This is a genomic window from Wolbachia endosymbiont (group A) of Pherbina coryleti (assembly GCF_964026875.1).
Lineage (GTDB): Bacteria > Pseudomonadota > Alphaproteobacteria > Rickettsiales > Anaplasmataceae > Wolbachia > Wolbachia pipientis.
On the sequence record NZ_OZ034706.1, the window covers coordinates 112306 to 136025 of the forward strand.

23 protein-coding genes, 2 tRNA genes and 3 pseudogenes are annotated in these 23720 nt (G+C 35.3%); 16 read left to right on the forward strand and 12 right to left on the reverse strand.

All coding sequences use genetic code 11. The features are described from left to right. Positions 1–405: 405 nt before the first annotated feature. From ruvA to AAGD87_RS00600, 4 genes are all read left to right on the forward strand, one after another. Positions 406–987 (forward strand): Holliday junction branch migration protein RuvA, encoded by a 582-nt coding sequence (ruvA, locus tag AAGD87_RS00585; RefSeq protein WP_341817789.1) that lies wholly within the window; start codon positions 406–408, stop codon positions 985–987. Continuing rightward, positions 984–1964: a Holliday junction branch migration DNA helicase RuvB gene (ruvB, locus tag AAGD87_RS00590; RefSeq protein ID WP_182309817.1), complete on the forward strand. Its 981-nt coding sequence runs from the start codon at positions 984–986 to the stop codon at positions 1962–1964. Before ruvA ends, ruvB begins: the two co-directional genes overlap by 4 nt. Before the next feature lie 77 nt (positions 1965–2041). Continuing rightward, positions 2042–2959 carry a hypothetical protein gene (locus AAGD87_RS00595; protein ID WP_253303502.1) on the forward strand — a complete coding sequence of 306 codons (918 nt, stop codon included), beginning with the start codon at positions 2042–2044 and terminating at the stop codon, positions 2957–2959. Between the two features lie 60 nt (positions 2960–3019). Then, positions 3020–3529, forward strand: coding sequence for a DNA-3-methyladenine glycosylase (locus AAGD87_RS00600; protein ID WP_264339539.1), 510 nt, complete (start codon positions 3020–3022; stop codon positions 3527–3529). A gap of 19 nt (positions 3530–3548) precedes the next feature. On the opposite strand, the gene purF is transcribed toward AAGD87_RS00600, so the two are convergent. Genes purF through AAGD87_RS00615 form a run of 3 tightly spaced genes read right to left on the reverse strand, consistent with a single transcriptional unit; the run spans position 3549 to position 7583 of the window. Beyond that, a complete protein-coding gene (gene purF, locus AAGD87_RS00605; protein ID WP_065094852.1) occupies positions 3549–4934 on the reverse strand; it encodes an amidophosphoribosyltransferase in 1386 nt (461 codons plus the stop codon). Positions 4935–4959: 25 nt separating this feature from the next. Next, entirely contained in the window at positions 4960–6063 is a 1104-nt protein-coding gene (rodA, locus tag AAGD87_RS00610) for a rod shape-determining protein RodA (protein WP_341817636.1), read from the reverse strand. Between the two features lie 53 nt (positions 6064–6116). Continuing rightward, positions 6117–7583, reverse strand: coding sequence for a proton-conducting transporter membrane subunit (locus AAGD87_RS00615; protein ID WP_155969254.1), 1467 nt, complete (start codon positions 7581–7583; stop codon positions 6117–6119). A gap of 64 nt (positions 7584–7647) precedes the next feature. On the opposite strand from AAGD87_RS00615, the gene AAGD87_RS00620 reads away from it, so the two are divergent. The 3 genes from AAGD87_RS00620 (at position 7648) to virB9 (ending at position 9391) form a co-directional block, all read left to right on the forward strand. Next, a complete protein-coding gene (locus AAGD87_RS00620) occupies positions 7648–7962 on the forward strand; it encodes an NADH-ubiquinone oxidoreductase subunit NDUFA12 family protein (RefSeq protein WP_182309790.1) in 315 nt (104 codons plus the stop codon). A gap of 2 nt (positions 7963–7964) precedes the next feature. Next, positions 7965–8420, forward strand: coding sequence for an outer membrane lipid asymmetry maintenance protein MlaD (locus AAGD87_RS00625; protein WP_264339538.1), 456 nt, complete (start codon positions 7965–7967; stop codon positions 8418–8420). A 185-nt stretch (positions 8421–8605) separates the two neighbouring features. Beyond that, positions 8606–9391, forward strand: coding sequence for a P-type conjugative transfer protein VirB9 (gene virB9, locus AAGD87_RS00630; protein WP_064125428.1), 786 nt, complete (start codon positions 8606–8608; stop codon positions 9389–9391). A 14-nt stretch (positions 9392–9405) separates the two neighbouring features. Here the strand turns inward: virB9 and AAGD87_RS00635 are convergent, their stop codons facing one another. The 4 genes from AAGD87_RS00635 to AAGD87_RS00650 all read right to left on the reverse strand — a co-directional run bounded on the left by AAGD87_RS00635 (position 9406) and on the right by AAGD87_RS00650 (position 12530). Beyond that, positions 9406–10002 carry a ribonuclease HII gene (locus AAGD87_RS00635; RefSeq protein WP_341817637.1) on the reverse strand — a complete coding sequence of 199 codons (597 nt, stop codon included), beginning with the start codon at positions 10000–10002 and terminating at the stop codon, positions 9406–9408. 6 nt (positions 10003–10008) lie between these two features. Continuing rightward, on the reverse strand, positions 10009–10989 hold the full coding sequence (gene mraY / locus AAGD87_RS00640; protein ID WP_341817638.1) for a phospho-N-acetylmuramoyl-pentapeptide-transferase: 981 nt from the start codon (positions 10987–10989) through the stop codon (positions 10009–10011). Between the two features lie 580 nt (positions 10990–11569). Next, complete coding sequence (locus AAGD87_RS00645; protein ID WP_006279362.1) at positions 11570–12112, reverse strand: demethoxyubiquinone hydroxylase family protein; 543 nt, start codon at positions 12110–12112, stop codon at positions 11570–11572. Continuing rightward, positions 12087–12530 carry a disulfide bond formation protein B gene (locus AAGD87_RS00650; RefSeq protein WP_341817790.1) on the reverse strand — a complete coding sequence of 148 codons (444 nt, stop codon included), beginning with the start codon at positions 12528–12530 and terminating at the stop codon, positions 12087–12089. Before AAGD87_RS00650 ends, AAGD87_RS00645 begins: the two co-directional genes overlap by 26 nt. Here AAGD87_RS00650 and AAGD87_RS00655 point away from each other — a divergent pair. Then, positions 12472–12594 carry a hypothetical protein gene (locus AAGD87_RS00655; protein WP_255511218.1) on the forward strand — a complete coding sequence of 41 codons (123 nt, stop codon included), beginning with the start codon at positions 12472–12474 and terminating at the stop codon, positions 12592–12594. The genes AAGD87_RS00650 and AAGD87_RS00655 overlap by 59 nt on opposite strands. Before the next feature lie 10 nt (positions 12595–12604). Here the strand turns inward: AAGD87_RS00655 and der are convergent, their stop codons facing one another. Together der and AAGD87_RS00665 are read right to left on the reverse strand one after the other, a co-directional pair. Next, complete coding sequence (gene der, locus AAGD87_RS00660) at positions 12605–13930, reverse strand: ribosome biogenesis GTPase Der (RefSeq protein WP_012673406.1); 1326 nt, start codon at positions 13928–13930, stop codon at positions 12605–12607. Positions 13931–14280: 350 nt separating this feature from the next. After that, a pseudogene (locus tag AAGD87_RS00665) lies at positions 14281–15416 on the reverse strand (transposase). Positions 15417–15737: 321 nt separating this feature from the next. Between AAGD87_RS00665 and AAGD87_RS00670 the strand changes: the two are divergent. The 3 genes from AAGD87_RS00670 to AAGD87_RS00680 all read left to right on the forward strand — a co-directional run bounded on the left by AAGD87_RS00670 (position 15738) and on the right by AAGD87_RS00680 (position 18055). After that, complete coding sequence (locus tag AAGD87_RS00670) at positions 15738–16094, forward strand: hypothetical protein (protein WP_227738564.1); 357 nt, start codon at positions 15738–15740, stop codon at positions 16092–16094. 24 nt (positions 16095–16118) lie between these two features. Beyond that, positions 16119–16421, forward strand: coding sequence for a hypothetical protein (locus AAGD87_RS00675; protein ID WP_231115838.1), 303 nt, complete (start codon positions 16119–16121; stop codon positions 16419–16421). Positions 16422–16528: 107 nt separating this feature from the next. Next, a complete protein-coding gene (locus tag AAGD87_RS00680) occupies positions 16529–18055 on the forward strand; it encodes an acyl-CoA carboxylase subunit beta (protein WP_264339556.1) in 1527 nt (508 codons plus the stop codon). 53 nt (positions 18056–18108) lie between these two features. Here AAGD87_RS00680 and AAGD87_RS00685 read toward each other — a convergent pair. Next, a tRNA-Thr gene (locus tag AAGD87_RS00685) sits at positions 18109–18181 on the reverse strand. Between the two features lie 247 nt (positions 18182–18428). Here AAGD87_RS00685 and mutM point away from each other — a divergent pair. Together mutM and pdxH are read left to right on the forward strand one after the other, a co-directional pair. Further along, positions 18429–19244: a bifunctional DNA-formamidopyrimidine glycosylase/DNA-(apurinic or apyrimidinic site) lyase gene (gene mutM, locus AAGD87_RS00690; protein WP_341817791.1), complete on the forward strand. Its 816-nt coding sequence runs from the start codon at positions 18429–18431 to the stop codon at positions 19242–19244. A gap of 16 nt (positions 19245–19260) precedes the next feature. Continuing rightward, on the forward strand, positions 19261–19854 hold the full coding sequence (gene pdxH, locus AAGD87_RS00695; protein ID WP_022626142.1) for a pyridoxamine 5'-phosphate oxidase: 594 nt from the start codon (positions 19261–19263) through the stop codon (positions 19852–19854). A 3-nt stretch (positions 19855–19857) separates the two neighbouring features. Here the strand turns inward: pdxH and AAGD87_RS00700 are convergent. Further along, positions 19858–19934, reverse strand: a tRNA-Met gene (locus AAGD87_RS00700). Positions 19935–19996: 62 nt separating this feature from the next. On the opposite strand from AAGD87_RS00700, the pseudogene AAGD87_RS07725 reads away from it, so the two are divergent. Beyond that, positions 19997–20485, forward strand: a pseudogene (locus tag AAGD87_RS07725) (competence protein ComEC); the annotation flags it as partial. 284 nt (positions 20486–20769) lie between these two features. Here the strand turns inward: AAGD87_RS07725 and AAGD87_RS00710 are convergent. Next, positions 20770–22079: pseudogene (locus AAGD87_RS00710) on the reverse strand (IS4 family transposase). Positions 22080–22233: 154 nt separating this feature from the next. Between AAGD87_RS00710 and AAGD87_RS00715 the strand changes: the two are divergent. After that, the gene (locus AAGD87_RS00715; protein ID WP_341817640.1) at positions 22234–22383 is read left to right on the forward strand and encodes a hypothetical protein; all 150 of its coding nucleotides are present in this window, start codon (positions 22234–22236) and stop codon (positions 22381–22383) included. 43 nt (positions 22384–22426) lie between these two features. Continuing rightward, positions 22427–23569 (forward strand): group II intron reverse transcriptase/maturase, encoded by a 1143-nt coding sequence (gene ltrA, locus AAGD87_RS00720; RefSeq protein WP_341817641.1) that lies wholly within the window; start codon positions 22427–22429, stop codon positions 23567–23569. Positions 23570–23720 lie beyond the last annotated feature (151 nt).

A 23720-nucleotide genomic window follows, 5' to 3' on the forward strand; every position in this document is an offset into this window, starting at 1 on the left:
CTTTTAAACCGCAACTAATCTAAATTATAAACGTTAAGAAATTTACTAAACAGAAAAAAAGGCAAAAGAAACCCTAGGGTAGCTAGTTATTCACTATCCATTTTTTAAGTTGGCGTTTTTTTATGTTTTAAACGCTTTATAAGCGCGTTTCAGCTTATGTAGGTAGAAATTTTATAAGACATAAGGTGCACATAGTGCAAAAAATTAAATATGATACGCCAGATACGTGAGTTTTTTTGTCATTTAATCTGTACAGAGAAGATAAATAAATAGCTTCAGTGTTTATGATAAGGGGGCTGGCGGAGTTTGTCAAGTGGTTTTTTAGCCACGTTTCCCTGTTATAATGTTCGTTTGCTTGACCTAAGATCCAGGAGTATTTAAACTGAACCCTATACAGTGCTAAAAATGATAGGAAATCTAAGCGGAATAGTTGATGAAGTGCGCAGTGATCACATAATCCTGAATGTGAATGATGTTGGCTATATGGTGTATCTTTCAGCCAAAACTTTAAATGCATGTTCCATCGGAAGTAGAGTTAAATTACTTATCGAAACCTATGGAAATAACAGAGAAAATGTCGCTCAGCTATATGGTTTTATAAGCAAAGAAGAACAGCAGTGCTTGAGGTTGCTTGTCAAAGTAAGCGGCGTTAGCTATAAAACTGCAATGTCAATTTTGAGTAAATTAACTCCAGAACAGCTATTTTTGGCAATTATGAATGAAGATAAAGTAGCACTCAAGATGAGTGGACTTGGCTTGAAACTCATAAATCGAATCATCACTGAATTGAGTGGCAAAGTAAGTAAACTAGAAATAAATAACAATAACTTTAATCCAATTAATGAAGATGCCCTTTCAGCATTGATCAATCTTGGATATGAAAAAATGAAAGCTTATGATACGATAAAGAAAATACAAGACGAATCGTCAAATCTGGACACTAAGGATATTATTCGCATAGCGCTTAAGGAGCTCTTAACATTATGAAATCAATATCGTGCGGTAAAGAATATACTGAAGATGTGCGCAATATCAACATCAGGCCTGAGCAACTTGATGATTTTGTCGGGCAAAAAGACTTAATACAAAATTTAAAAGTGTTTATAAACGCTGCACAGACGAGAACTGAAGCTTTAGATCACGTCTTATTGTACGGTCCTCCAGGGCTTGGCAAAACAACTTTAGCACAAATTGTTTCTAAAGAATTAAGAGTTAGCTTTCGCGCAACTTCTGGTCCTTTACTTAGTAAAGCTGGAGATTTGGCCGCAGTGCTTACCACTTTAAATGCAAAAGATGTTCTATTTATCGACGAAATCCATAGATTAAATCGCAGCATCGAAGAAGTTTTATATACTGCTATGGAAGATTTTTGCTTGGACATATTAGTAGGTGAAGGTCCATCTACTCGCACTTTAAGGATAGATCTACCACCATTTACGCTAATTGGAGCAACAACACGGCTTGGATTACTTTCTGCGCCACTCAGAGATCGTTTTGGCATTCCTTTGCATCTTGAGTTTTATTCCTTTGAGGAGCTGGTTAATATTATAAAAAGAGGCGCAAGAGTTCTTTCTGCTGAAATTGAAGAGGGTGCTGCGCGGGAAATTGCCTGCCGTGCGCGCGGCACTCCAAGAATTGCTTTGAGGTTACTCAGAAGAATAAGGGATTTTGTTGAAGTGAAAGATGATAAAAAAATTACTTATGAAGTCGCTGATTCTGTATTACTAAAATTGGGTGTAGATAAAATGGGACTCAATAAACTTGATATGAATTATCTAAGATTTTTATTCAACACTTCAGGCCCTGTTGGAATTGACACCATATCTATTGCGCTATCCGAAGATGTTGGCAATATTGAAGAAACAGTAGAACCTTATTTAATCAAAATTAGTTTTGTAAAGCGCACACCAAGAGGGCGCGTTCTAACCGATCAAGCAAAGGAGTATTTGAGCTTTCAACATTAAACATCATAATTTATATTGACTAATTGGCGTGGTATCTATATGCTAACATTTATATATTAAAAATAATGGAGGCATATATGTTAACTAATAGCACTGAAACTGTATCTTTAATTGAAACTTCTTCTAATCTAAATATCAGTCCTTCTGATAATAATTCGATTTCGGATACTAAAAATGTACCTAAATCAACACTAGATGAGAATGTACCTAAATACGTCACTCTTAATAATGCAGAAGAATGGAATGAGTTCTTTATAATGCAGAACAACACTTCTACTAATACCACTAATAAAAAGAAACCAAAACCTTATATTCATAAGGATAGTAATGGTATATGTACATATACTGCTCGGGATGAGAATAAATATGGTGGTAAGAACATTATAGGCAAAATTGCTGAACAAATTAAAGAAGAGATATCTAAAAATATAGAAAATAATGATATAGAATTTATAAAACTTAAAGAAAGCAAAAATGAAGATAATATTATTGAGCCTGCCGTAAGAATTGCGATAGGTAGTAATACAAAAGAAATAAGCATGAGTGACATTCTAAATAACGATTTGTGTAAACAATATGGCGTGAAAGCAATTACATTATTGCTACCTCAAAGTAAAGCAAGGGGGCTACGTTGCCGGGTTGATGAACATGGAACAAGAATTTATGAAGTAGCTAATGGGTCATATCAAATGACTTTAAAGTGGAATGCTCAAGGAAAAGAATGTAATATTAAAATTAATATTCATGATAATGGCTCCGTAGAACTTATTGAGGGTAATGGTGTTACTATGGAGCAATTAGCTGCACATAAAGAAGTAAAAGTAGGAAGGCAATATGAAGCAAAGCCTTTACATGAAGTGTTAGCATCACAATTGCCACAAACACAATTACAACAAAGCTCTGAAGAAGTAAAATTTTTGGAGCAGCATTCAACAAATGTAGAAGACTTGAGCGGCGCATCACAAAAGCATCAAGCTCCTGCTGCTTCAAAATAGGTAAAGTAGTGAAAATTCAGTATAAGTTGCTTGCATCTGCAAGTAACTTATACTTTTATGATGAGCAACACAATACTACCAAGAAATTTCTACGAGCGGCCAACTTTGGTTGTAGCCGGGGAGTTACTAGGAAAGATGCTGAAATTTTCTAACTTTAGTGGAATAATAACCGAAGTTGAAGCCTATATAGGAATGAGTGACCCAGCTTGTCATGCAGCTAAGGGTTATACTAACCGAACCTCAGTAATGTTTGGTATGCCGGGGTTTTCATATGTGTACTTTATATATGGAATGTATTACTGTTTAAATATTGTAACAGAAGCAGAAGGGTTCCCAGCAGCAGTGTTAATACGGGGATTAAAGCTCATTGAACCGCTTGAGGCAAATTTAGGTGGGCCAGGAATATTGTGTAAAAGATTAAATATTACAAAAGAACATAACAAACAGGACCTTACTATAAGCCACGAATTTTGTGTTTATGAATCTTACCTCAAACCAGATTATATTTGCACCCCGAGAATCGGAATTAGTAAAGGCCAAGAGAAATTTTGGCGGTTTAAGATTTTCTAAACTTAAGACCTTGCGTAGACTATTTGCCAATCGGATAATCACCAGTGAAACAAGCATCACAATATTGTGGTGTAGCATTGTTACGCTTTTCTGCTTTAACAGCCTGATATAGTCCATCAATACTCAAGAAGGCTAGGCTATCTACTCCTATAACTTCCTTAATTTCCTCTACAGATTTATTTGCAGCAATTAAATCTTTGCACTCTGGCGTATCTATTCCATAAAAACAAGAATGCTTAATTGGTGGGCTTGAAATTTTGAGGTGAATCTCTTTTACTCCTGCATCCTTTAACATAACTATTATATTTGTTAACGTACTACCACGCACTATACTATCATCTATTAAAATTATGTTTTTACCTTTCAAAATGTGCTTATTAGCATTGAATTTTAATTTTATTCTAACTTTACGTACTTCAGCGGTTGGTTGTATAAAAGTTCTTCCTATGTAATGATTACGAATTATTCCCAGTTCCATAGGTAACCCTGAATGCTTTGCATATCCAATAGCTGCAGGTATTCCAGAATCAGGTATTGGTACAACCATATCCATATTGTTTTTTGGTGGGCTCTCTTCTGCAAGTATTCTTCCTATTTCTTTTCTTATATCATATATGGACCTATTCTCCATTATGCTGTCTGGTCTTGAAAAATAAACGTATTCAAAAATACAAAAACTTGATTTTTGCTGTGGGAAAGGAAATGCTGAAGCTAGATTACCATTTCGATCAATGGTGACTAACTCACCTGGTTCTATTTCTCTAACAAACTCTGCATTTACTATATCAAGAGCACAAGTTTCAGATGCAAGAACATAAGAACCGTTTAACTTCCCTAAAACAAGAGGCCTGATTCCAGACGGATCACGTACTCCAATAACTACTTCTTGATTGATTGCCACAAAAGAATAAGCACCTTGTATTTGCTTTAATGCATATATAAAACTCTCTAAGAAGCTATCTTTTTCACCGCTTGCTGTCAGATGCACTACTACTTCTGTATCAATATCTGACTGAAAAACGCACTCTTGTTTAATTAATTGTTCGCGTATTGGAGAAATATTAATTAAATTACCATTATGTGCTATGGCAAAATCCCCAAATTTGCCACTTTTGCCAAGCATGGGCTGCACTCCAAACTTATTACCACTTGTTGAGTATCGAACGTGACCTATTGCACAATCTCCAGGTAAGGATTTCTTTATTTCATCTATATCATCAAATACGCTGCTCACTTGACCTTGAAAGTGATAAGAGTGCAGCTTATCGTTGTTACTGGTTACTACGCCAAAAGACTCTTGACCTCTATGCTGCAAAGCGTGGAGAGCAAGTATAGAGTTAAAAGCAGCACTTTGGTTGCAACTTATGCCAAATACCCCACATTCCTCACGCATTTCATCTAGCATAAAAACTATTAAGTAAAGTTTAATTTTACTTTAGCATAGGTAAAATACAAGCATTTTGTTGTTCATCTGCTTTTATTGCCAGCAATAATCCTATGCATATCAAGCTTGCAGCAGTTGTACTTCCTCCATAGGAAAGAAATGGCAGTGGATCGCCTATCACAGGCAAGAGGCCTATTGACATTCCAATGTTTACAAAAAAATGAGCGCTAAAAAAGGCGAAAATGCCGATAGATACCGACTTAGAAAAATAATTTTTCGACCTATAAGCGATAGAGAAAATTACTCCAAGTAATGAGGTATAAAGCAAAATTAAAGCCATGCTACCTAAAAAGCCCCATTCCTCACTCAGCACTGCAAAAGCAAAATCTGTACGTTTCTCCGGCAAAAATCCAAGTTGAGTTTGACTTCCGTTAACAAAGCCCTTACCAAGCAAACCTCCTGAACCAATAGCTATTTGAGATTGCTGCGCATTATAACCTATTCCAAGTGGATCCACTGATGAATCCAAAAATGACAATATCCTTTGCTTGTGATAAAGACGTAAAAAAGGCCAAATAGCCGGTACTGCAAAAATGCCAAGAGTTCCACATATTACTGAATGAGATCTTTTTATTATTGTTGTGAATATAATTGATATCCCTATAAATAACATTATCATAGCTGTGCCTAAATTAGGTTGCTTTAACACCAAGAACACGGGTAAGAAAATAATTATAAGTGCCTTAAGCAATCTTTTAAATTCCATCATTTTATACATACTCTGCTTATCAAAATAGCGAGCAAGCGCAAGTATTAAGCCTACTTTTGCAAATTCTGATGGTTGCAAACTAATTGATCCAATTCTTATCCACCTTGTTGCACCCATTATGTGTGAGCCAAAAAAATTTACTGCTAATAGTGAAATCGCTGCTGCTATATAAAAAAAGTAGGCGTACTTCAAATAAAAATCTAGCTCTATGAATGACATAGCTATAGCGAGTAGGAAAAAGAAGGAAAATATGACCAGTTGGTGAATCGCAAATGGCACCCACTTTCCTCCAGCAGAAGAGTATTGAACAACAATGCCAACGCAAAACAGCGCTATCACGTTAATGACTAATAACCAATGAATCTTCTTCAGCCTACCCACAATAAAGACCTTATAACCTTAAAGTATAGTAAAATATGAAACAAAGATAAAAATCAAAAAACCAACTTCTCAACTACTAACCGAATTGGAGTGCTATATATTCCAGTTACTACTGTTAAAGCTGCCATAAACAATAGACAGAAAAGCATAGGAAATGGCACATCATTAATTTTGCCTAGTGTCATTCTAGTGCGTGACGTTGCATCATTTTCAAAATACATTTTCTCTACCATCTTCCACATGTATATTAGTGCAAGAAAAGAACCGGCAGCAAAAGCTATCAGGGAAATCCACGCGCGAGATTCGATAATTGCTTTCATTATATACCACTTGCTTACAAAGCCATTTGTTAAAGGCACACCGATTAATGCTAAACTGAGTAGAGTGAACGCAAGTGCTGTATAAGGCATTGATTTCTTGAGTCCCGATAAATTCTCTATTTTTGTTGTATCAAATTTGTAAGAAATACATCCTGCAGCCATAAATAAAGATGTTTTTATTATGCTGTGGTTTACTATGTGAAGAATTGCTGCAAATACACCTGTTTTTGAGTTAAAACTCAGTGCTAAAATTATATAACCAATTTGGCTAATACTAGAGTGAGCAAGCAGTCTTTTTATGTCTTTTGCGGTTATTGCAAATATCGACCCAAATACAATAGCGCAAAGTGCGAGGATAATTATCACATTGTCCAGTAGCGGCTTAAACAAGAAAAAATTTTGATGAAAAACAGTATAAAAGATTCTGATGAAAACATATATCATCACTTTTGTCACTGTGCCTGAAAAGAATATGCTAATGAAACTTGGCGCCTCACTATATGCATTAACCAGCCACCTGCTTAATGGAAACAGTGCCATTTTGATTGAGAGACCAACAAAAATGAACAACGTGCCAAGTTTTATGATGTTGTTATCGTATAATGGAACTATTCTTTCAGCCATGTCAGACATATTGAGCGTTCCAGTCATTGAATACAAGAGCCCGATGCCAAATAAATAAAATGTTGCACCTATTGTTCCACTAATTAGATATTCAAATGCTGCAACCAAGGCTTTTTTATCCCTTCCCATTGAAACTAATACATAAGAAGAAAGAGATGAAATTTCCAAGAAAACGTAAAGGTTAAATATGTCGTTTGTTACTAGAATCCCGAACAGTCCGCTTAAGCACAGTAGAAATAGAGAGTAAAAACCAGTGATTTTGTTTTTGCTAATTTCTTTTTCGTTAATATAAAAGCTATAAAGCACGCTAATCAGCGCTATAAAATTCACCAAAGTTAGAATCAAGGAGTTCAACACGTCGATTCTTAACTCTATGCCGTACGGGGGAGCCCAATCCCCAAGGTGATAAGTTATAATTTCGCCTTTATATGTTTTAATGAGTAGTATTGATGAAATGATAAGAGTGATTGTTGTTGCAATAAAAGAAATAAACCAAGATACCTTGTGTTTCTTGGCAAGAAAGCAAAACATTGATGCAATTATTGGGATAATAACTTGTAAAATTGGTAATTGCATTAAATTGTTGTTAATATATCGTTAAAGTATTAGTATATATAATACTTTTTGTTTTAATACCCTTATGTTATCTAAAATTTGTAACGCAATAAAACGCCTATTACGAAGAGAAGATAAATTTGTAGGAAGAGATGAAAATGGAAATTCTTACTATGAATCAAGTAAAGGAAAAAGGTGGGTTATGTATAGCAGTGTCTCTGAACCTACAACAGTGCCTCCGGAATGGCATATATGGCTTCACTATACTGATAATGTAGTACCAGTTAATAATAAAAAAAGAAAAGTAAAACATACTCCTAATTTAACGGGTACAAAAGGTGCATACTATCCAAACCAAAAAGTGAAAAATTACTATAAAAGCTGGAGTCCTGATAACTAAAGATGCGAAGGTCAAATATACTTGAAATAACCGCTGGATTATTTGTATTAATTTTCACTATTTTTCTGATTTTCTTTGCTATTGATAAGCTATCTTACATAAAGAAAAACTATAAGGATTGCAATAAAATATATGGTCTTTTTGCTAACGCTAACGGTATAGGAGTTGGTGATAGTGTCAAGATCTCTGGTGTGGACGTTGGAAGCATAACTGGTGTATCACTTGACAAAGCTACCTACGTAGCACGAATCGACATGTGTATAAGCAGAGACATAAAATTGCCAATTGATAGTTCAGCTCTGATCACTAGCAGTGGAGTTGTTGGTAGTAAATTTGTTAATATATTACCTGGATCAGATATTAAACTAATCTTGCACGGTGGTAAAATAGAGTATACTCAAGCTGAAGCAAATATGGGTGGAATAATGGACAAAATTATTGGTATGTTTACAAAGTGAAAATGGCAGGATTCCAAGTGTACCCATTCAGATGAAGCCTCCTGTAGTTCTAAAGTATTTAAGGAGTTTGCCTTATTTCTTGCCTTTTCTACCGCTTGCTTTGGGGTTTATAGTATAGAAAGTGCCTTAACAGTTGCAGTACATGTCTATCAATGATAAAATGAAGATTAATTTATTTTGATATTATGATTGGTTTACTGTTTGCCGTACTATTGTTCCTCTGTGGTAGTGATGCACTTGCAAAACAGGAGCCACGTTCAATAGCTGGAGATAATCACATAAAGGTAATAAATTATAACCCACAGGCTATACATAAGTATACGGGTTTTTATGGTTATCAGTCCAGTATATTGTTTGAACCAGGGGAAGTAATACAAAACCTTTCAATGGGTGATTCAACTGGTTGGCAACTCCTTCCTCAAGGTAACAGATTGTTTATTAAGCCTATAGATGATATTGCCGATACTAACGCAACTATAATTACCAATAAAAGAGTTTATTACTTTGAACTTCATGCTGAAGAAGCAACTGGACTAGATGATCCAAGATTAGCATATGAAGTAAGGTTTCTTTATCCACTATTTAGCAGTGATGAGATTTACACAACAAATAACGGTGATATCCTCGAACAAGCTAGTCATACCATTATTCCTGATATAAACGATATTGAAGTTGTAAAGAAGGGTTTAAATTTTAATTATTCCATCTCGCACGTTAAAGGCAGTCAGTCAATAATACCAATCAAGGTTTTTGATGATGGAAAATTTACATATCTACAATTCAATAAAATAAACTCTGATTTCCCGGCAGTTTTTATGGTTGATTCTGCAGGATATGAGTCTTTAGTAAATTTCCGTACAGTTGACAACTATCTGATAATCGAAAGGGTAAGTTCAGTGTTTACCTTAAGGAATGGATCGAGTACAGTTTGCCTATTTAATGAAAACATGCCTTTCAAAAAAGGTAAGTGATTACTATCTAAAGGCTATAATGCCCGAGATATGGGTGCAAAGTTTTTTCTATGATGTTCTGTAATTCCATAAAGGCCAATAGCGTTAAGGTGCTCTTTTGTCCCATATCCTTTATTTTTATACCAATTATATTCAGGATGCTTATTGTGCAATTCTTGCATAAGCCGATCTCTCGTAACTTTTGCAACGATTGAAGCTGCTGCAATTGATGTACTCAAATTATCACCATTTACTATGGATTTCACTTGCCATTTCACTTCAGGTGGTTGATTACCATCAACTAGCACATAATCTAACTCTAGGTCCAAGTCTATCAACGCACGTTTCATTGAAAGTTTTGTTGTTTGCAAGATATTGTATGAATTTATTTCTTCTACGCTTGCCATTCCTATACCAAATTTTGCAACGGATGTTATTTTTTCATATAGGACTTGCCTACATTGAGGAGTCAACTTTTTCGAGTCGTTGATTCCATCAATAATTGTATTTCTATCAATAAACACTACGGCTGCGGATATTACTGGACCAGCTAGCGGACCTCTTCCAACTTCATCCACTCCTGCTATCACTCCTGATAATTTATTTTCTAATGTAAAGTCTGGGTATTTCATAGGTTTTTATAATAAGAAAGTTATAGTAAAAACTGAACAGATAATAGAAATTATCCAAAATTTTATAACGATTACATTTTCTGACCATCCCTTCTTTTCAAAGTGATGATGTATTGGTGCCATAAGAAAAACTCTTTCTCCTTTTCCATATTTAAACTTTGTATATTTAAAATATGATATCTGAATAATCACAGATAGAGTCTCTATTACAAAGATTATTCCAATAACGGCAAAAAGCATCTCTCTTTTAATTAGGACACTAGTTAACCCTAAAGCTGCGCCTACCGACAAGCTACCAACATCACCCATAAATATTTTTGCTGGATGTGTGTTAAACCACAAGAAACTTAGAATAGCTCCTATAAATGCAATGCAGAATAAAGCAATATTCATATCTGCTTGAGTTATGTATGCAATTAGCCCCAAAAAAGCAAAGGAAGTGATGACTTGAGTTGCAGCAAGGCCATCCAAACCATCTGTGAGATTCACAGCATTAGAAGAGCCGACAATTACAAACGCAGCAAACGGAACATATAGATAGCCAAAATCTATTATTACTCCTTTAAATAGGGACGTTTTTGTAAAACCTTCAGCAGAGTATAGCTTAAGTATAAACACACCAACCAGAGCAACAATAAACTGAATAAGTATTTTGGTTTTTGCACTTAAACCTCGATAGTGATTTGTCTTCAATTTTAAATAATCATCAATAAATCCAAGTAGAGCAAAAAATAGAGTTATCAATATCAGCAGCAAAATTTCTGGTGTTAACTGAGCCCAGAGTAAAATTGGTAATAAAGAAGAAATCAGTATTATTATTCCACCCATAGGTGGTACATTCTTTTTTGTTATTAAATGACTTTCTGGTCCACATGATCTAATTGGTTGCCCATCTTTGCTTATTTTTTTTAGAAGCTTTATAAAATAGGGAAAAAGAATAAACCCAAAAACAAATGAGGTAAAAAATATTTTTGTAGCTAAGATCATCTGCTTACTTAAATTGACTAAGTGTCATACCACCTATAGCTAATAAAGTCAACTTCTGTCATCCTATAGCCTGACCCACAACTGTACGAACATTGTGATTTGGGCCCATCAGTAGGGTGTCATCCCAGTCTGGAATCCACAACTGTACGAACGTTGTAGTTTGGACCACCAGTGGGGTGTCATCCCAGTGCCCAGACACTGGTTCTATGCAACTTAATTAAAAACGTTTGTTTTAGTGTAAGACAATTACCTTTAGCTTATCAGCTCAGTTATAAGCAAAATTTCTAGATTCCAGACTGGAATGACACCATTTGCTGTGCAATTTACCTTCAAAAATGAATGTTCGTACAGTTGTGAACCTGTGGCAGGTATTACATAAGAGCATTTCCCTCTTCTAAATTAAAACGCACTTTTGCCTCCTTTGCAGTCTATACTTTAGATGTATTTAATTTACAAATACTAATTATTTATTAATAATGGTGATATGTAAATATAGTTATAAAATAATTGTTACACTTGAATTCCTTCCTGGTTTCTGTTGTTATCAGAACATTTAAAACACTTTAAGAAAGTTGCTTAGTTAAATTAACTTAGACAAGTAAATAGCAGTTTTGCAGCCTGTTTTTATGAATGATGATAAAATGTTGTAGCCAAATGCGCTTTCAGCATTGTGCTGAATTGCAATATCTTTGTGCTCTAACTCCTCGTCGCGAAATTTACTTATAGTTTCTCTTAATTCCCCATCTTCTAAATGTGAAACTTGCTCTTTGTAGTGCTCCCCGATAACTTCTTCAACTGCAGCAGTGCAAGCCATAGCAGCTTTTTTGCCCATAATGGCAGTTGCAACGCCAAGCGACACTCCTAAAACACGCCAAACAGGCAACAAAACAGTAGGACGAACTTTTTGCTCTTTGATTTTCTCATTAAAATAGTGAAAATGCTTTTTTTCCTGCTCTTCCATTTCAATTATTTCATTGATTATAGAAGATTTCTTAAGAATAAATTTTTGACCAGAATAAATGCAAATAGCTCCATATTCTCCAGCGTGATCTACTCTAATTGCCTGTTGCAAGAACTGATTGTTGCTGTACCTTAAATTATTTAGATTTCTTTCTTTCTCCACAATACACCTTACCTGATACGAACAGAGCTACTATGAGATAAATTAGATTCCATGTTGCTAAGGAAACACCTAGAACGTAATGAGGTCTGTCACAAGATGGAGAGTAATTAGGATTTAGTAGATTATTTCTGAGCTCTTCTATACTAACGTTACCACTTGCTTGCTCTGTACAACCTAAAACATCATGAAATAAGTGGAGTTCAAGACCTATATGATAAAAAGATATTACTGCACCTATGAGGTAGCTGCAAAACATTGCATAGATTAGAATTTTGTTGTCTTTAAGCATGCACGCTACTGCAAGTAATCCGGCGATATAGTAAACTATTCGCTCGTATGTACATAACTTGCATGGCAGCATGTTGAAAAAATATTCTAGCACATATGCAAAAATTAGAGCAGCGGCACTCGACAGCAGAAAGATTGCAGGAATTCTGGAATTATTACACATAACTTTAAGTAAATTATCCCTGAAAGTATAAAGCAGAGTATTCATTTTACATAGGGATTTTTATTTTTTTTCAAAAGCAATCTAACTGGCACACCGTCTGCAAAGAAATTTTTTCTGAGATCGTTAATTAAATAGCGTTTGTAACTTTCATCAACACTTTCAGGTATGTTACATATCAAAGAAAAAGCTGGAGGTTTAGTACCAATTTGAGCGATATACTTCATTTTAACTGCTTTGCCTTTTACAAGAGGGTGAGAATGTTTTCCTACAGCATCTATGAGCCACTTATTCAGTTTTGCAGTGCTGATCTTCTTGTTCAAGGATTCACTCACTTCAAGACACTTATCTATCACATCACCGCAGCGCATGCCTTTTAACGCAGAAATTGTTATAGTTGGCACTTCCAAGAATAACCTGGTTACTTCCTGTTGTTTGACAAATTTTATTAACCTGCTTCTGTCATCCTTACCTATTAAATCCCACTTATTTAAAACAACAATAATCCCTTTCCCTCCCTTAATTGCAGCTTCACCAATTGATAAATCCTGCTGCTCAATACCAACTAGGGAGTCTAGCATTAAAACTACCACATGAGAGCGCTTGATTGATTCCATGCTTTTCTCAACAAATCTTGATTCTAAGCCATCTACAACATTCGCCTTTCTGCGGATTCCGGCAGTGTCAATTAGAGTAATTAACTCTCCATCATGATCATATGTAATATCCACAGAATCACGTGTGGTACCTGGCTCTGAACTTGTTATTAGTCTGTTTTCTGCAAGTAAACCATTTAAAAAAGTTGATTTTCCAACATTCGGACGGCCGATGATCGCGATCCTCAGCCTACTCAGTTCATTGTTAGGTAACTCAGTGTTCTCGTTAAAATTTTCAATAACACCAGCTAATGCATCATAAAGATCAACCATGCCAAGATTATGCTCGGCAGAGATATACACCGGGCCAAGAAAATCAAAAAACTGCAAATAATCAACATTTTCGGATTTATGACTCTCGCATTTATTTGCTATCAGTATCACAGGTTTATTTATTTTTCTCTTCAGCCACTTTGCAAACTCTTTATTTCGCTCATTTTGCACTTTTGCGTCAACAAGAAAGAAAATTATGTTTGAACTGGATAAAGAAAACTCTATTTGCTCAATAACTTGCAGTGAAAAACTAGTTTGGTCGTTCCATCCTCCTGTATCTATAACTTTAAACTCCAAATCGCTAATTCTCCCCATTCCCTCTCGCCTATCCCTTGTCACTCCTGGAATGTTACTCACTACTGCTGCTTTTCTTCCTACTAATCTGTTGAATAGGGTCGATTTTCCAGCATTTGGTAGGCCTACTATGGCGATTTTTAGCATAATTCAAGGGCATGTTCTATATGAAGTAAATTATAACCGAAACTTTTCAATTTAACTATTGACTTCGTAGATTATATAAGCATACTACAGTTAGAATTTTTTTATTTCGTTATGTAAAATATGAGGTAGTTATGCTAGTGTCAGAGCAAATAGAGAGTGTAGATAGAGAAGAATTAAAGCAACAAAATCATATACATAAAGATACAGAGTGTTCGGAAGAGACGACAATATATGGGCATATTAATCAACATATGGAAAAAAACATCTCAAATACATTGCATGAAATATATGATGCTCTTATGTCATATAACGAATCGGAACAGTCAATGACGTCAACTTAAGAACTTTCATTAGCAAACTCTCCTAAAGACATGATGGCGTTTAGGCTTATCTACTTTATTGCGGCTGTCCCGGTCGGATTTTAACTTTAGCGCGTATACTTAAAAAGGGCTTGAAAGTTTTTTGGCGCAATAAGTACCTGATAGAGTTTCTGCCTCATTACACCAAATAAAACTGAAAAATTTAAACGATACTCAGTAATTTGATCTGGGTTCCAAGGCCCTTGTGCATCACATATATGAAGCGATAATATATTGCACATGACCAAGTTTGCCCAAAATTCTTGTAATACAGCCTCTCCAGAAAAATTCTCTAACTCTGCTCCTACTTTGAGTCGTTTATAGCACTCCTCTATGTGCCACCTTAACACATAAGCTTTGCTCCAAATTCTCGGTCAAAAACTCTGTTTCTCAGTTGGCTAATGTCAGCACTATAACTCTTACTTTCTGTCCTTTCATTTTATTTTTTAGCTTTTCATTTTCTAATATAAAATCAAAATCTAATTCGCCAGCGTTCCCATAGCTTACTATAATTTCTTTTTTGCAAGCAAAAAATAAAATCTACTTCCAAATCATAATGCTGCTGAATGAATTTTACTGAAGACGATCATAGATAAATAATAATTTCTCTTGATTTAATAAACGCATTTGAGTGATAACTTCGGGTAATTGCTCTGCCGCCAACGTTTGTTCACCTATATTCCAAGCTGCAAGACGAGCACTGCAAATCAATGAAGTACACAAATCAACAAACAAATTGCCAATGGTGCCTGTTGTTCCATTTGGTTCAAACTCGGATACAATTTCCCCAGAGCTGGGTAATCTCATACCAGAACCATCTGCTGCAATAAGTCTATAGCCTCTCCAACTCAGGTTCATCCTGATAGGCTGTTTGGATGCTTAAATTCTTGAAAGCCTGTATGGCAAATCTTATACCTTGCTTTAGAAAAAGCTTGCTTTGAGGGTACATGTCAATGGCTCCATAAGTTCACATTCTATTCCCAAACTTTTTTTAACTAACTTTAAAATCATAGAAAATACTGTCGAAAAAGCTTGTTCGTGTAAAACTCAACACAATGGATTTTCTGAAAAGTTTTCGAGTATATTATATTTTTAATTTGTAGAATAAGGTTTTTTCCTTTTTGCATATTTCACCTAAAAAGGACACATTTTAGACTTCTTTGTTGAAATAAAACAGAAACAAAAGTGCTGTCCCTTGCACTCTTTGGATAATTTAATGATAAAAAATTTAGAGAGAAATTTTATACACTATCGCTGATATTTTTCCTTAAGTTGACGCCATTGCCTGAACACTTACCTAATGATGAAGCTATCGAAAACATAGCAAAGAGACTTCAAAAATCTATAGACGATGCAAAAAAGCACAAGGTCATGTTTAGTGTTGATGTATTCCAAGGAGAAAAAAGTCATCAATAATAGATTATTCGATACTGATCTTATACCACCTCATGGAGCAAGATAAAAATGTTACTGAGACTGGAAAAGAAAAACTACGGCCTCTTATGTTAGAAATGTTTAATCTAGTTTCAACAGGCACTGATGTGAGCCAAGAAGTTCGGAGATTATTGCCAGAAGATATACTGAAAGAACGCGGCGAATATTTGTCACGTCTAAAACAAATTGTAAGTGATAGTATTGAAAATGACAAAAAAAAAGAAATTGTAGTAGAAAGAGATAATAAATTTTATTATGTACAGTGTCCAGAAAAAAGTGTGATCACTCCTGCAAAATTTATGAACTCCCCGGAATTTAAGGACTTAGAATATGGTGCATTGCGAATAGGAGAAGGAGATAATCTAATCTGAATAAAAAGCTGGCAATATCATGATATGCAAGGCAAAGTAAAAATGACCTTTAGGGTAGGCGATGAAAAGATCGAAATGATTTTATCTTCTGAAAAAGCTGAAAGTTTTGGTAAAATAATGGTACATATGGATGACAAAAGTTGTGAAATCTTCTCAAAGTACCTAAAAGAGCTAGAAAAAGAACCTCGTATAAGCAAGGTTGTTGAAGCTGCTAAAAGTTTTGCACAAACGAAAAGCAGTGCAGTTAGTCCACCTCTTTCTAATATGAAAAGTGTTGACACATCGCAACATTTTCAAAGTAGTGACCATGAATCACCAGAGCATTAACAATTATCATACATACATTGTTGCATATAGCAATAGTGTATGTGTATAGTTAGTAGGGTTTGTAAACTTAATAAAGTCTACAACTAATTTGAAAACTACTTTATTGTATGCAAGACTTTAAAATACTAGAAAATCTAAAAACCAAAGCACTAGAAGCTGAAAAAGGAGGCGGTTCTGACAGGATTACCAAACAACATGAAAAAGGGAAATTAACTGCTAGAGAAAGGCTCAGTATATTGCTCGATGAAAGTTCTTTTGCAGAATACGATAAATTCGTAAAACATCATGCAAATGATTTTGGCATGCAAAATGCTAATTTTTTAGGTGATGGGGTAGTGATTGGTCATGGTACTATTTATGGCAGAAAAGTTTTTGTTTATTCTCAGGATTTTACTGTCTTTGGTGGATCACTTGGTGCGTCACATGCAAAAAAAATATGCAAAATTATGGATATGGCAATTAATGCCAGGGTTCCAATTATCGGACTAAATGACTCTGGTGGAGCCAGAATTCAGGAAGGAGTAAATTCCCTTGCTGGTTATGGAGAAATTTTTCAAAGAAACGTAAATGCATCAGGTGTTATACCACAAATTTCTTTAATTATGGGCCCATGTGCAGGAGGTGCAGTTTATTCCCCAGCATTAACTGACTTTACTTTCATGGTGAAAAACAGTTCATATATGTTTATAACCGGGCCAGATGTAGTAAAAAAGGTTACCTACGAAGATGTAAGTTTCGAAGACCTCGGTGGAGCAAAAATTCATACAAGCAAAACAGGAGTAGCGGATTTTGCATTCAATAATGATGTTGAAATGCTGCTAAAAATGCGTAAATTCTTTACTTTCTTACCAGCAAATAATCAAGAATCACCAAAATCTGCACCAATCTGTAATGATGTTGACGACATTGATGAATCCTTAAACACTCTAATTCCTACCAATCCTAATACTCCTTATGATATGTATGAACTCATTGAAAAAGTTTGTGATGAAAGGAATTTCTTTGAACTGAAACCTGATTTTGCTCGTAATATCATAACTGGTTTTGGTAGAATTGGAGGAAATACTGTCGGTATTGTTGCAAATCAACCTATGCACCTTGCAGGATGTTTGGATATTGATTCTTCAAGAAAAGCTGCGAGGTTTGTAAGGTTTTGTGACGCATTTAACATTCCGATCATCACACTTATTGATGTTCCAGGATTTTTGCCGGGTACAAATCAAGAATACAATAATATAATACAACACGGAGCGAAACTGCTTTACGCTTACGCTGAAGCGACCGTGCCGAAAATTAGCCTTATCACTAGAAAAGCGTATGGTGGTGCATACATTGTTATGAATTCGAAACATCTAAAAGGTGATATAAATTATGCCTGGCCAACTGCTGAAATAGCTGTGATGGGCCCTGAAAGTGCAGTTGAGATTATATTTCGACACGAAAAAGATCAGCAAACGTTAATTAAAGAATATAAAGAAAAATTTGCTAACCCATTTTTTGCTGCATCATATGGATACATTGATGACATTATAGTGCCAAGTAAAACAAGGTATCACTTTTGTAAAGCATTAGAGCTACTCAAAAACAAGAAGGTAGAAAGGATATGGAAAAAGCATGACAACTTACCTCTGTAACTTTCTTCTAAGCCTTGCTTACAAGTTATGCAATATTATAAGTATAATCAGTGTGCCGTTACCAAGACTCGAACTTGGGACCTCGTCATTACCAATGACGTACTCTACCACCTGAGCTACAACGGCAAGTTTATATATTATGATAATGAATAACACAAAAAAGAATAAGGAAAAAGAAGAGGAGAAAAAAAGATTAGCGAAAGCTTTAAAGCAAAATATTTTGAAAAGAAAAAAGCAGCAACAGAGTAGACAGAGAACCCTTTCAAAACTCGTTTGTGGTGAGGAATTTTTAGGAGAAAGCACCGCAGAATACTCGAATGTATTTGAGAACGACAAAATTACCATCAGAAACTTAAGTTTTGAAGGAGGTATCATGCCAGAACTACCGGAAGTGGAAGTAATCTCTAATTTTTTGCTTGATAAAATTAAAAACAAGCAAATCAGTAATGTTATAGTGAATAATTGGAATTTACGTGCCCCAATAACAAAAAATATTGATGATATGCTAAAGGGCAAAGTCATACGCAACATCAAGCGTAGAGGTAAGTATACCATCTGGAATACAGATGGTAGTGTGGCTGTAATCATACATCTTGGCATGAGCGGAAAGCTTATATATGCTGACCACGATCAAATGCGGAATAAGCATGATCACGTGGTATTTTTATTTTCTGACAATACTTCAATAATTTTTAATGACCCAAGAAGATTTGGATTAGTTATCGTTTTAAATAAAGAACAAGAAACGGATTTTTTTAGCGATTTTGGAATAGAGCCCCTCACGGATGAATTCAGTGGAGACTATTTACAGGAGTTGCTGAAAAACAAAAAAGTGAATATCAAATCAGCGTTAATGGACAATAAATCAATAGTTGGCGTAGGCAACATATATGCTTCTGAGAGCTTGTTTAGAGCCTGTATATCACCACTCAGGTCAGCAAAAAACTTGACCTATAGAGAGTGCAAAAAACTTGCTGCTGAAATAAAAAATACTCTGAGTGATGCAATTGCTGCAGGCGGTTCAACACTGAAAGATTATGCACAGCCATCTGGATCTGCTGGATACTTTCAAAATAACTTTTACGTATATGGTAAAGTTCAAAAACCTTGCAAGATTTGCAATAATATCATAACACTTATACGACAAAATGGCCGTAGCACTTATTTTTGCAACGCGTGCCAGAATTAAGATTTTATTTTTTGATATGATATTTTCACTTGAAAAAGATCCATTTGATTTGTTTTCAAAGTGGTACAAAGCAGTACTTAATTCTCCGTGTGAACAACCAACTGCAATGACGCTAGCAACTTGTAGCAAAGACTGTATTCCATCTGCAAGAGTGGTATTACTAAAGGAATATAGCAAAGAAGGTTTTGTGTTTTTCACTAACGTAAACAGTAAAAAAGGGAAAGAATTGACTGAGAACCCCAAAGCTGCGTTAGTGTTTCATTGGATAGAATTTGCTAGGCAAGTGCGAATTGAAGGAGAGGTTAAACTTCTAAACGATGAAAGAACTGACAAATACTTCTCTTCTCGAGCGCTGGGTAGTCAAATTAGCGCATGGTGCTCAAAACAATCGAGCATTCTGAAAGATTGGCAAGATTTTGAGCAAGCTATAAAATTGAAGGAAAAAGAATTTCACAATACACAAGTTTCTCGTCCTGATTTTTGGGTGGGATTTTGCGTAATCCCAAAAGTAATTGAATTTTGGCAAGAAGGTGAATATAGGAAGCATATTAGATTTAGATACACTCTTGTTGAGGGAAGCGATTGGAAAGTGGAACAACTATATCCTTAAAAATGGTTGCGGGAGTAGGATTTGAACCTACGACCTTCAGGTTATGAGCCTGACGAGCTACCGAGCTGCTCCATCCCGCGTCGTTGCTTATTTAGTTATTATATATACAAATAATGAAAAAAGAAAAATAAAATTTCACCACATGCAAATATCGACACACTTATTAACTTTTCTTGACATAATAGTTAGTTATATACGTAACAATCTGCGCAATGAACAATATAACTTGATACTGTGGTTTCCTGTTTTTCAGTGTGTAGGAATTCTAACCTATTTTTCCCTAAGTTTTGAACCAAGCTGCATATCTATTTTTCTTTTGCTTTTACCCACACTAATTTTGATTGCAATATTGTATAAAAGGTACGCGATATTGTGTATCGCTTTAATTGCAGTGCTCATAGGATTTACAGCTAGTAAATTAAGAACAGCTTTAGTTGATACTCAAATTCTTGATAAAGAGAGATATGTAAAAGATATCGTTGCCACAGTGAAGGATATTAACGACAGGGGCTCATATAAACAATTTCTGCTTTCTGTTGAAAAATCCCCTACTATCTCAAAATCCTCTCCTGTCATCCCAGCGCCCCCTTTTGTCATCCCAGTACTTGATACTGGGATGGCTGTGCGCCGTAGAAACACGGGAAGTGTTGAAGCTGTGCAATAGATGAGGGTGGGCCCCTCGGAGCCGGTTTGCAAGAGCAGACTTCAAACAGCCATAAGCTGCTTTGGTAAAGAGCTAAGGTAGTGAGCGTTATGGAAAAGGCACAATTATGTGTCATGTGTGAAATAGAGAGACGAACGCAAGTGAACCACTGATGAAGTGTCGAAAGCGTAGAGACGACGTCAAAACCAGGGGGTAGTCGTTAATCTGGGATAAATCTACCGGGAGCTTGTTTACTGGGCATACGCGTCAAGTTAAGAGATTGTGAGCAAATTTAGAGAGGTTAAAGTGGATACTCTAGCCCTTCTACGTTTGTCTTTTAATGAAAATCGCGACCAAGTTATAGTGAGTTTTTTAAGAAATGCTTTTAAACTATTAATTTTGGTTAATACTAAAAATAACTCTCTAACCCGCCTTTTTAGCTCAATAAATGCCTTTGTTAAGCTAAGTTCTGTATTCTTTTTCACTTCTGTGCAACCAACTATGCCGTGAAATATAAGAATTGCGCACAATTTAGCATATAGTTCACATAATACTCTGCATGGCTTTCCTTTTAGCTTATCAAGCCTGATATGGCTTTTATACAATTTAAATAATAACTCAATTTGCCACCTTACTCTGTAAATCGTTAATACTTGCTCAGCACTAATTTTATTTTCTGGAACATTAGTTATAAATATTGACCAGTTCAACAATTTTTGATTTCTTTTAGAGGATCTGCGATCTTGCTAATCTATTAGCTTTCCTTCTTCTGCCCATAGACTGTTCTTCAGTTAGTTTCTGACATATAATTCTTACTCTAATTTTTGCTTCTTTTCCTAACAATACCTCGTTTTCTAAAAATAACTTATCCTCTCAACATTCTAATAACTCCATTTTTTGATTTGTTTCTACATCATATATGTTGGTATCGACGACTTATGAAATAAGCTCCTATTTCATTGATTTGTTTAAAAGAACTTGGCACAAAATAACCGAGATCAGATATTAGCAAATCATTGCTTAATATATTACTTAAATGTTTCCTATATCCCTGGTCTGATCTTACCCCCTCCGTTAAATTAAGTTGGTCTATTATCTGATTCATGTAGTCGAAAACTAATTGTAACTTTATTCCAGACTTAGTATTGCTTTCATAGCCACTGTAGCTAGTACCATAACCTTTATACATCTCTTCCATACTGTTAGGTAGAGTAATATAGCTACTGTCCAATAATTTAACACTATTAAATTGCTGTAAGATTTTGCAATCAACTTGCAAGATATTTTTAAAGAGAATCACAGATTCATTATACATCCTTTTCATAAATTCCACTGCTTCTTCAGTAAATCTAAAATCCAAACCTTGTTTTGTTATATCTATCGAGTCCTCGTTTAGTAATTGACACATTGTTTCTACGCTACAATTATCAACTCCTATATTACCCAAGACCATGGCTTTTACGAATGATGAACCTTTTAGCTTTCTCTTTCTTTTTATAAACCTTGTTGTAATTGAGATTTTCTCTGCTTTTTCATTAAAAAATTCTTTGAGCTTTTTTGATAAGCAAGTTATTTTATTCATTGGTTCTCTCACTAAAAGTATATCTGGGAGAACTTATACCTTATTATTCTATCTCTTTCATACCTTTATTTCCTTAACTTGACGCGTATGGTATGGTTTACTGGGTGGGTGGCGTCCGGCATAAAAGTGGCGTGAATCTATTTTAGGCTATTGCATGGAACTACGGGAACCTGTCGTTTTGATGAAAAGGGAGAAGTCCAAAGAGCTGATCTCTGAGGATGAGAGTACCGATGCGAAAAACAGGGGCGGATTAGCTCGTAGTAGCGAAGAAGTTTCTGTAATGGAAATGGAGCGAAGGGGCTGAGTTATTTAGTTTTAATTATTTATCAACCGAAAGGGAGGAGTTAATGAATAAAACAAAGTCTTTTGATATACCGAAGCAACTTATTTGGAGAGCTTATAAACAAGTATCGAAAAATAAAGGTGCAGCAGGTGTAGATGAGGTCTCGATAACAAAGTTTGAGGAAAATCTAAAAGACAATCTATACAAACTATGGAATCGGATGTCATCCGGAAGTTATTTTCCAGAGCCTGTAAAAGCTGTAGCAATACCAAAAAATACTGGAGGAGGGCAAAGAATTTTATGCGTTCCCTCAGTATCAGATAGGATAGCGCAAACAGCCGCTACAATGTATCTTGAACCGTTAGTAGAACCGAAATTTCATGAAGATTCATATGGTTATAGAGCAAATAAGTCTGCATTGGATGCGGTATACACAGCACGGAAGAGATGTTGGAAAAATGATTGGACGGTAGATCTTGATATATCTGGATTTTTCGACAATCTGGACCACGATTTAGCACTGCAGGCTATCAAGAAACACACAGACTGCAAATGGGTCATACTATACGTTGAAAGGTGGATGAAATCCCCTATACAACTTGCAGATGGCAGTAAGGTAGTTAGGGATAAAGGAGTTCCACAAGGAGGTTCAGTTAGCCCAATCATCTCTAATATATTCATGCATCATGTGTTTGATATATGGATGAAAAAGAACTACCCGACAGTACTATTTGAGAGGTATGTGGATGATGCGATAGTGCACTGCAGAACTAAGAAACAGGCAGAATTTATGAAAGTAATGATCGAAGAAAGATTGGCTGAGTATAAGTTGAAATTACATCCTGAAAAGACACAGATAGTGTACTGTAAGGATGATGATAGAAGAGAGGAATTTCCTACACAGAACTTTGATTTTCTAGGTTATACTTTTAGACCTAGAGTAGCAAAGAATAAGATGAGGAATTATTTCGTCTCATTTCTACCAGCAATTAGTAACAAAGCCAAGAAGAAGATCAAGAAAACCATAAAGTCATGGAGAATACATCGGATTACATGGACCACACTAGAGGAAATATCGAAGAAAATAGATCCAATAGTCAGAGGCTGGTTTCAGTACTATGGCAGGTTTTATAAATCAGAGATGTATCCATCTCTCAGAAATATAGAGAGATATAGCTCTTTTTACAATAATCCGAACAGATCATAATATGCTACTGCTCTACCATAGCCATAAGCACATATCTTATCCTATTCGGACTATTGCGAGAAGTGCTATACCTCATAAGATGGGTCAGGACAAAATATAAGAAACTTCGTGATCACGGAAGACTAGCAAAGCAATTTCTAGGAAAAGTGAG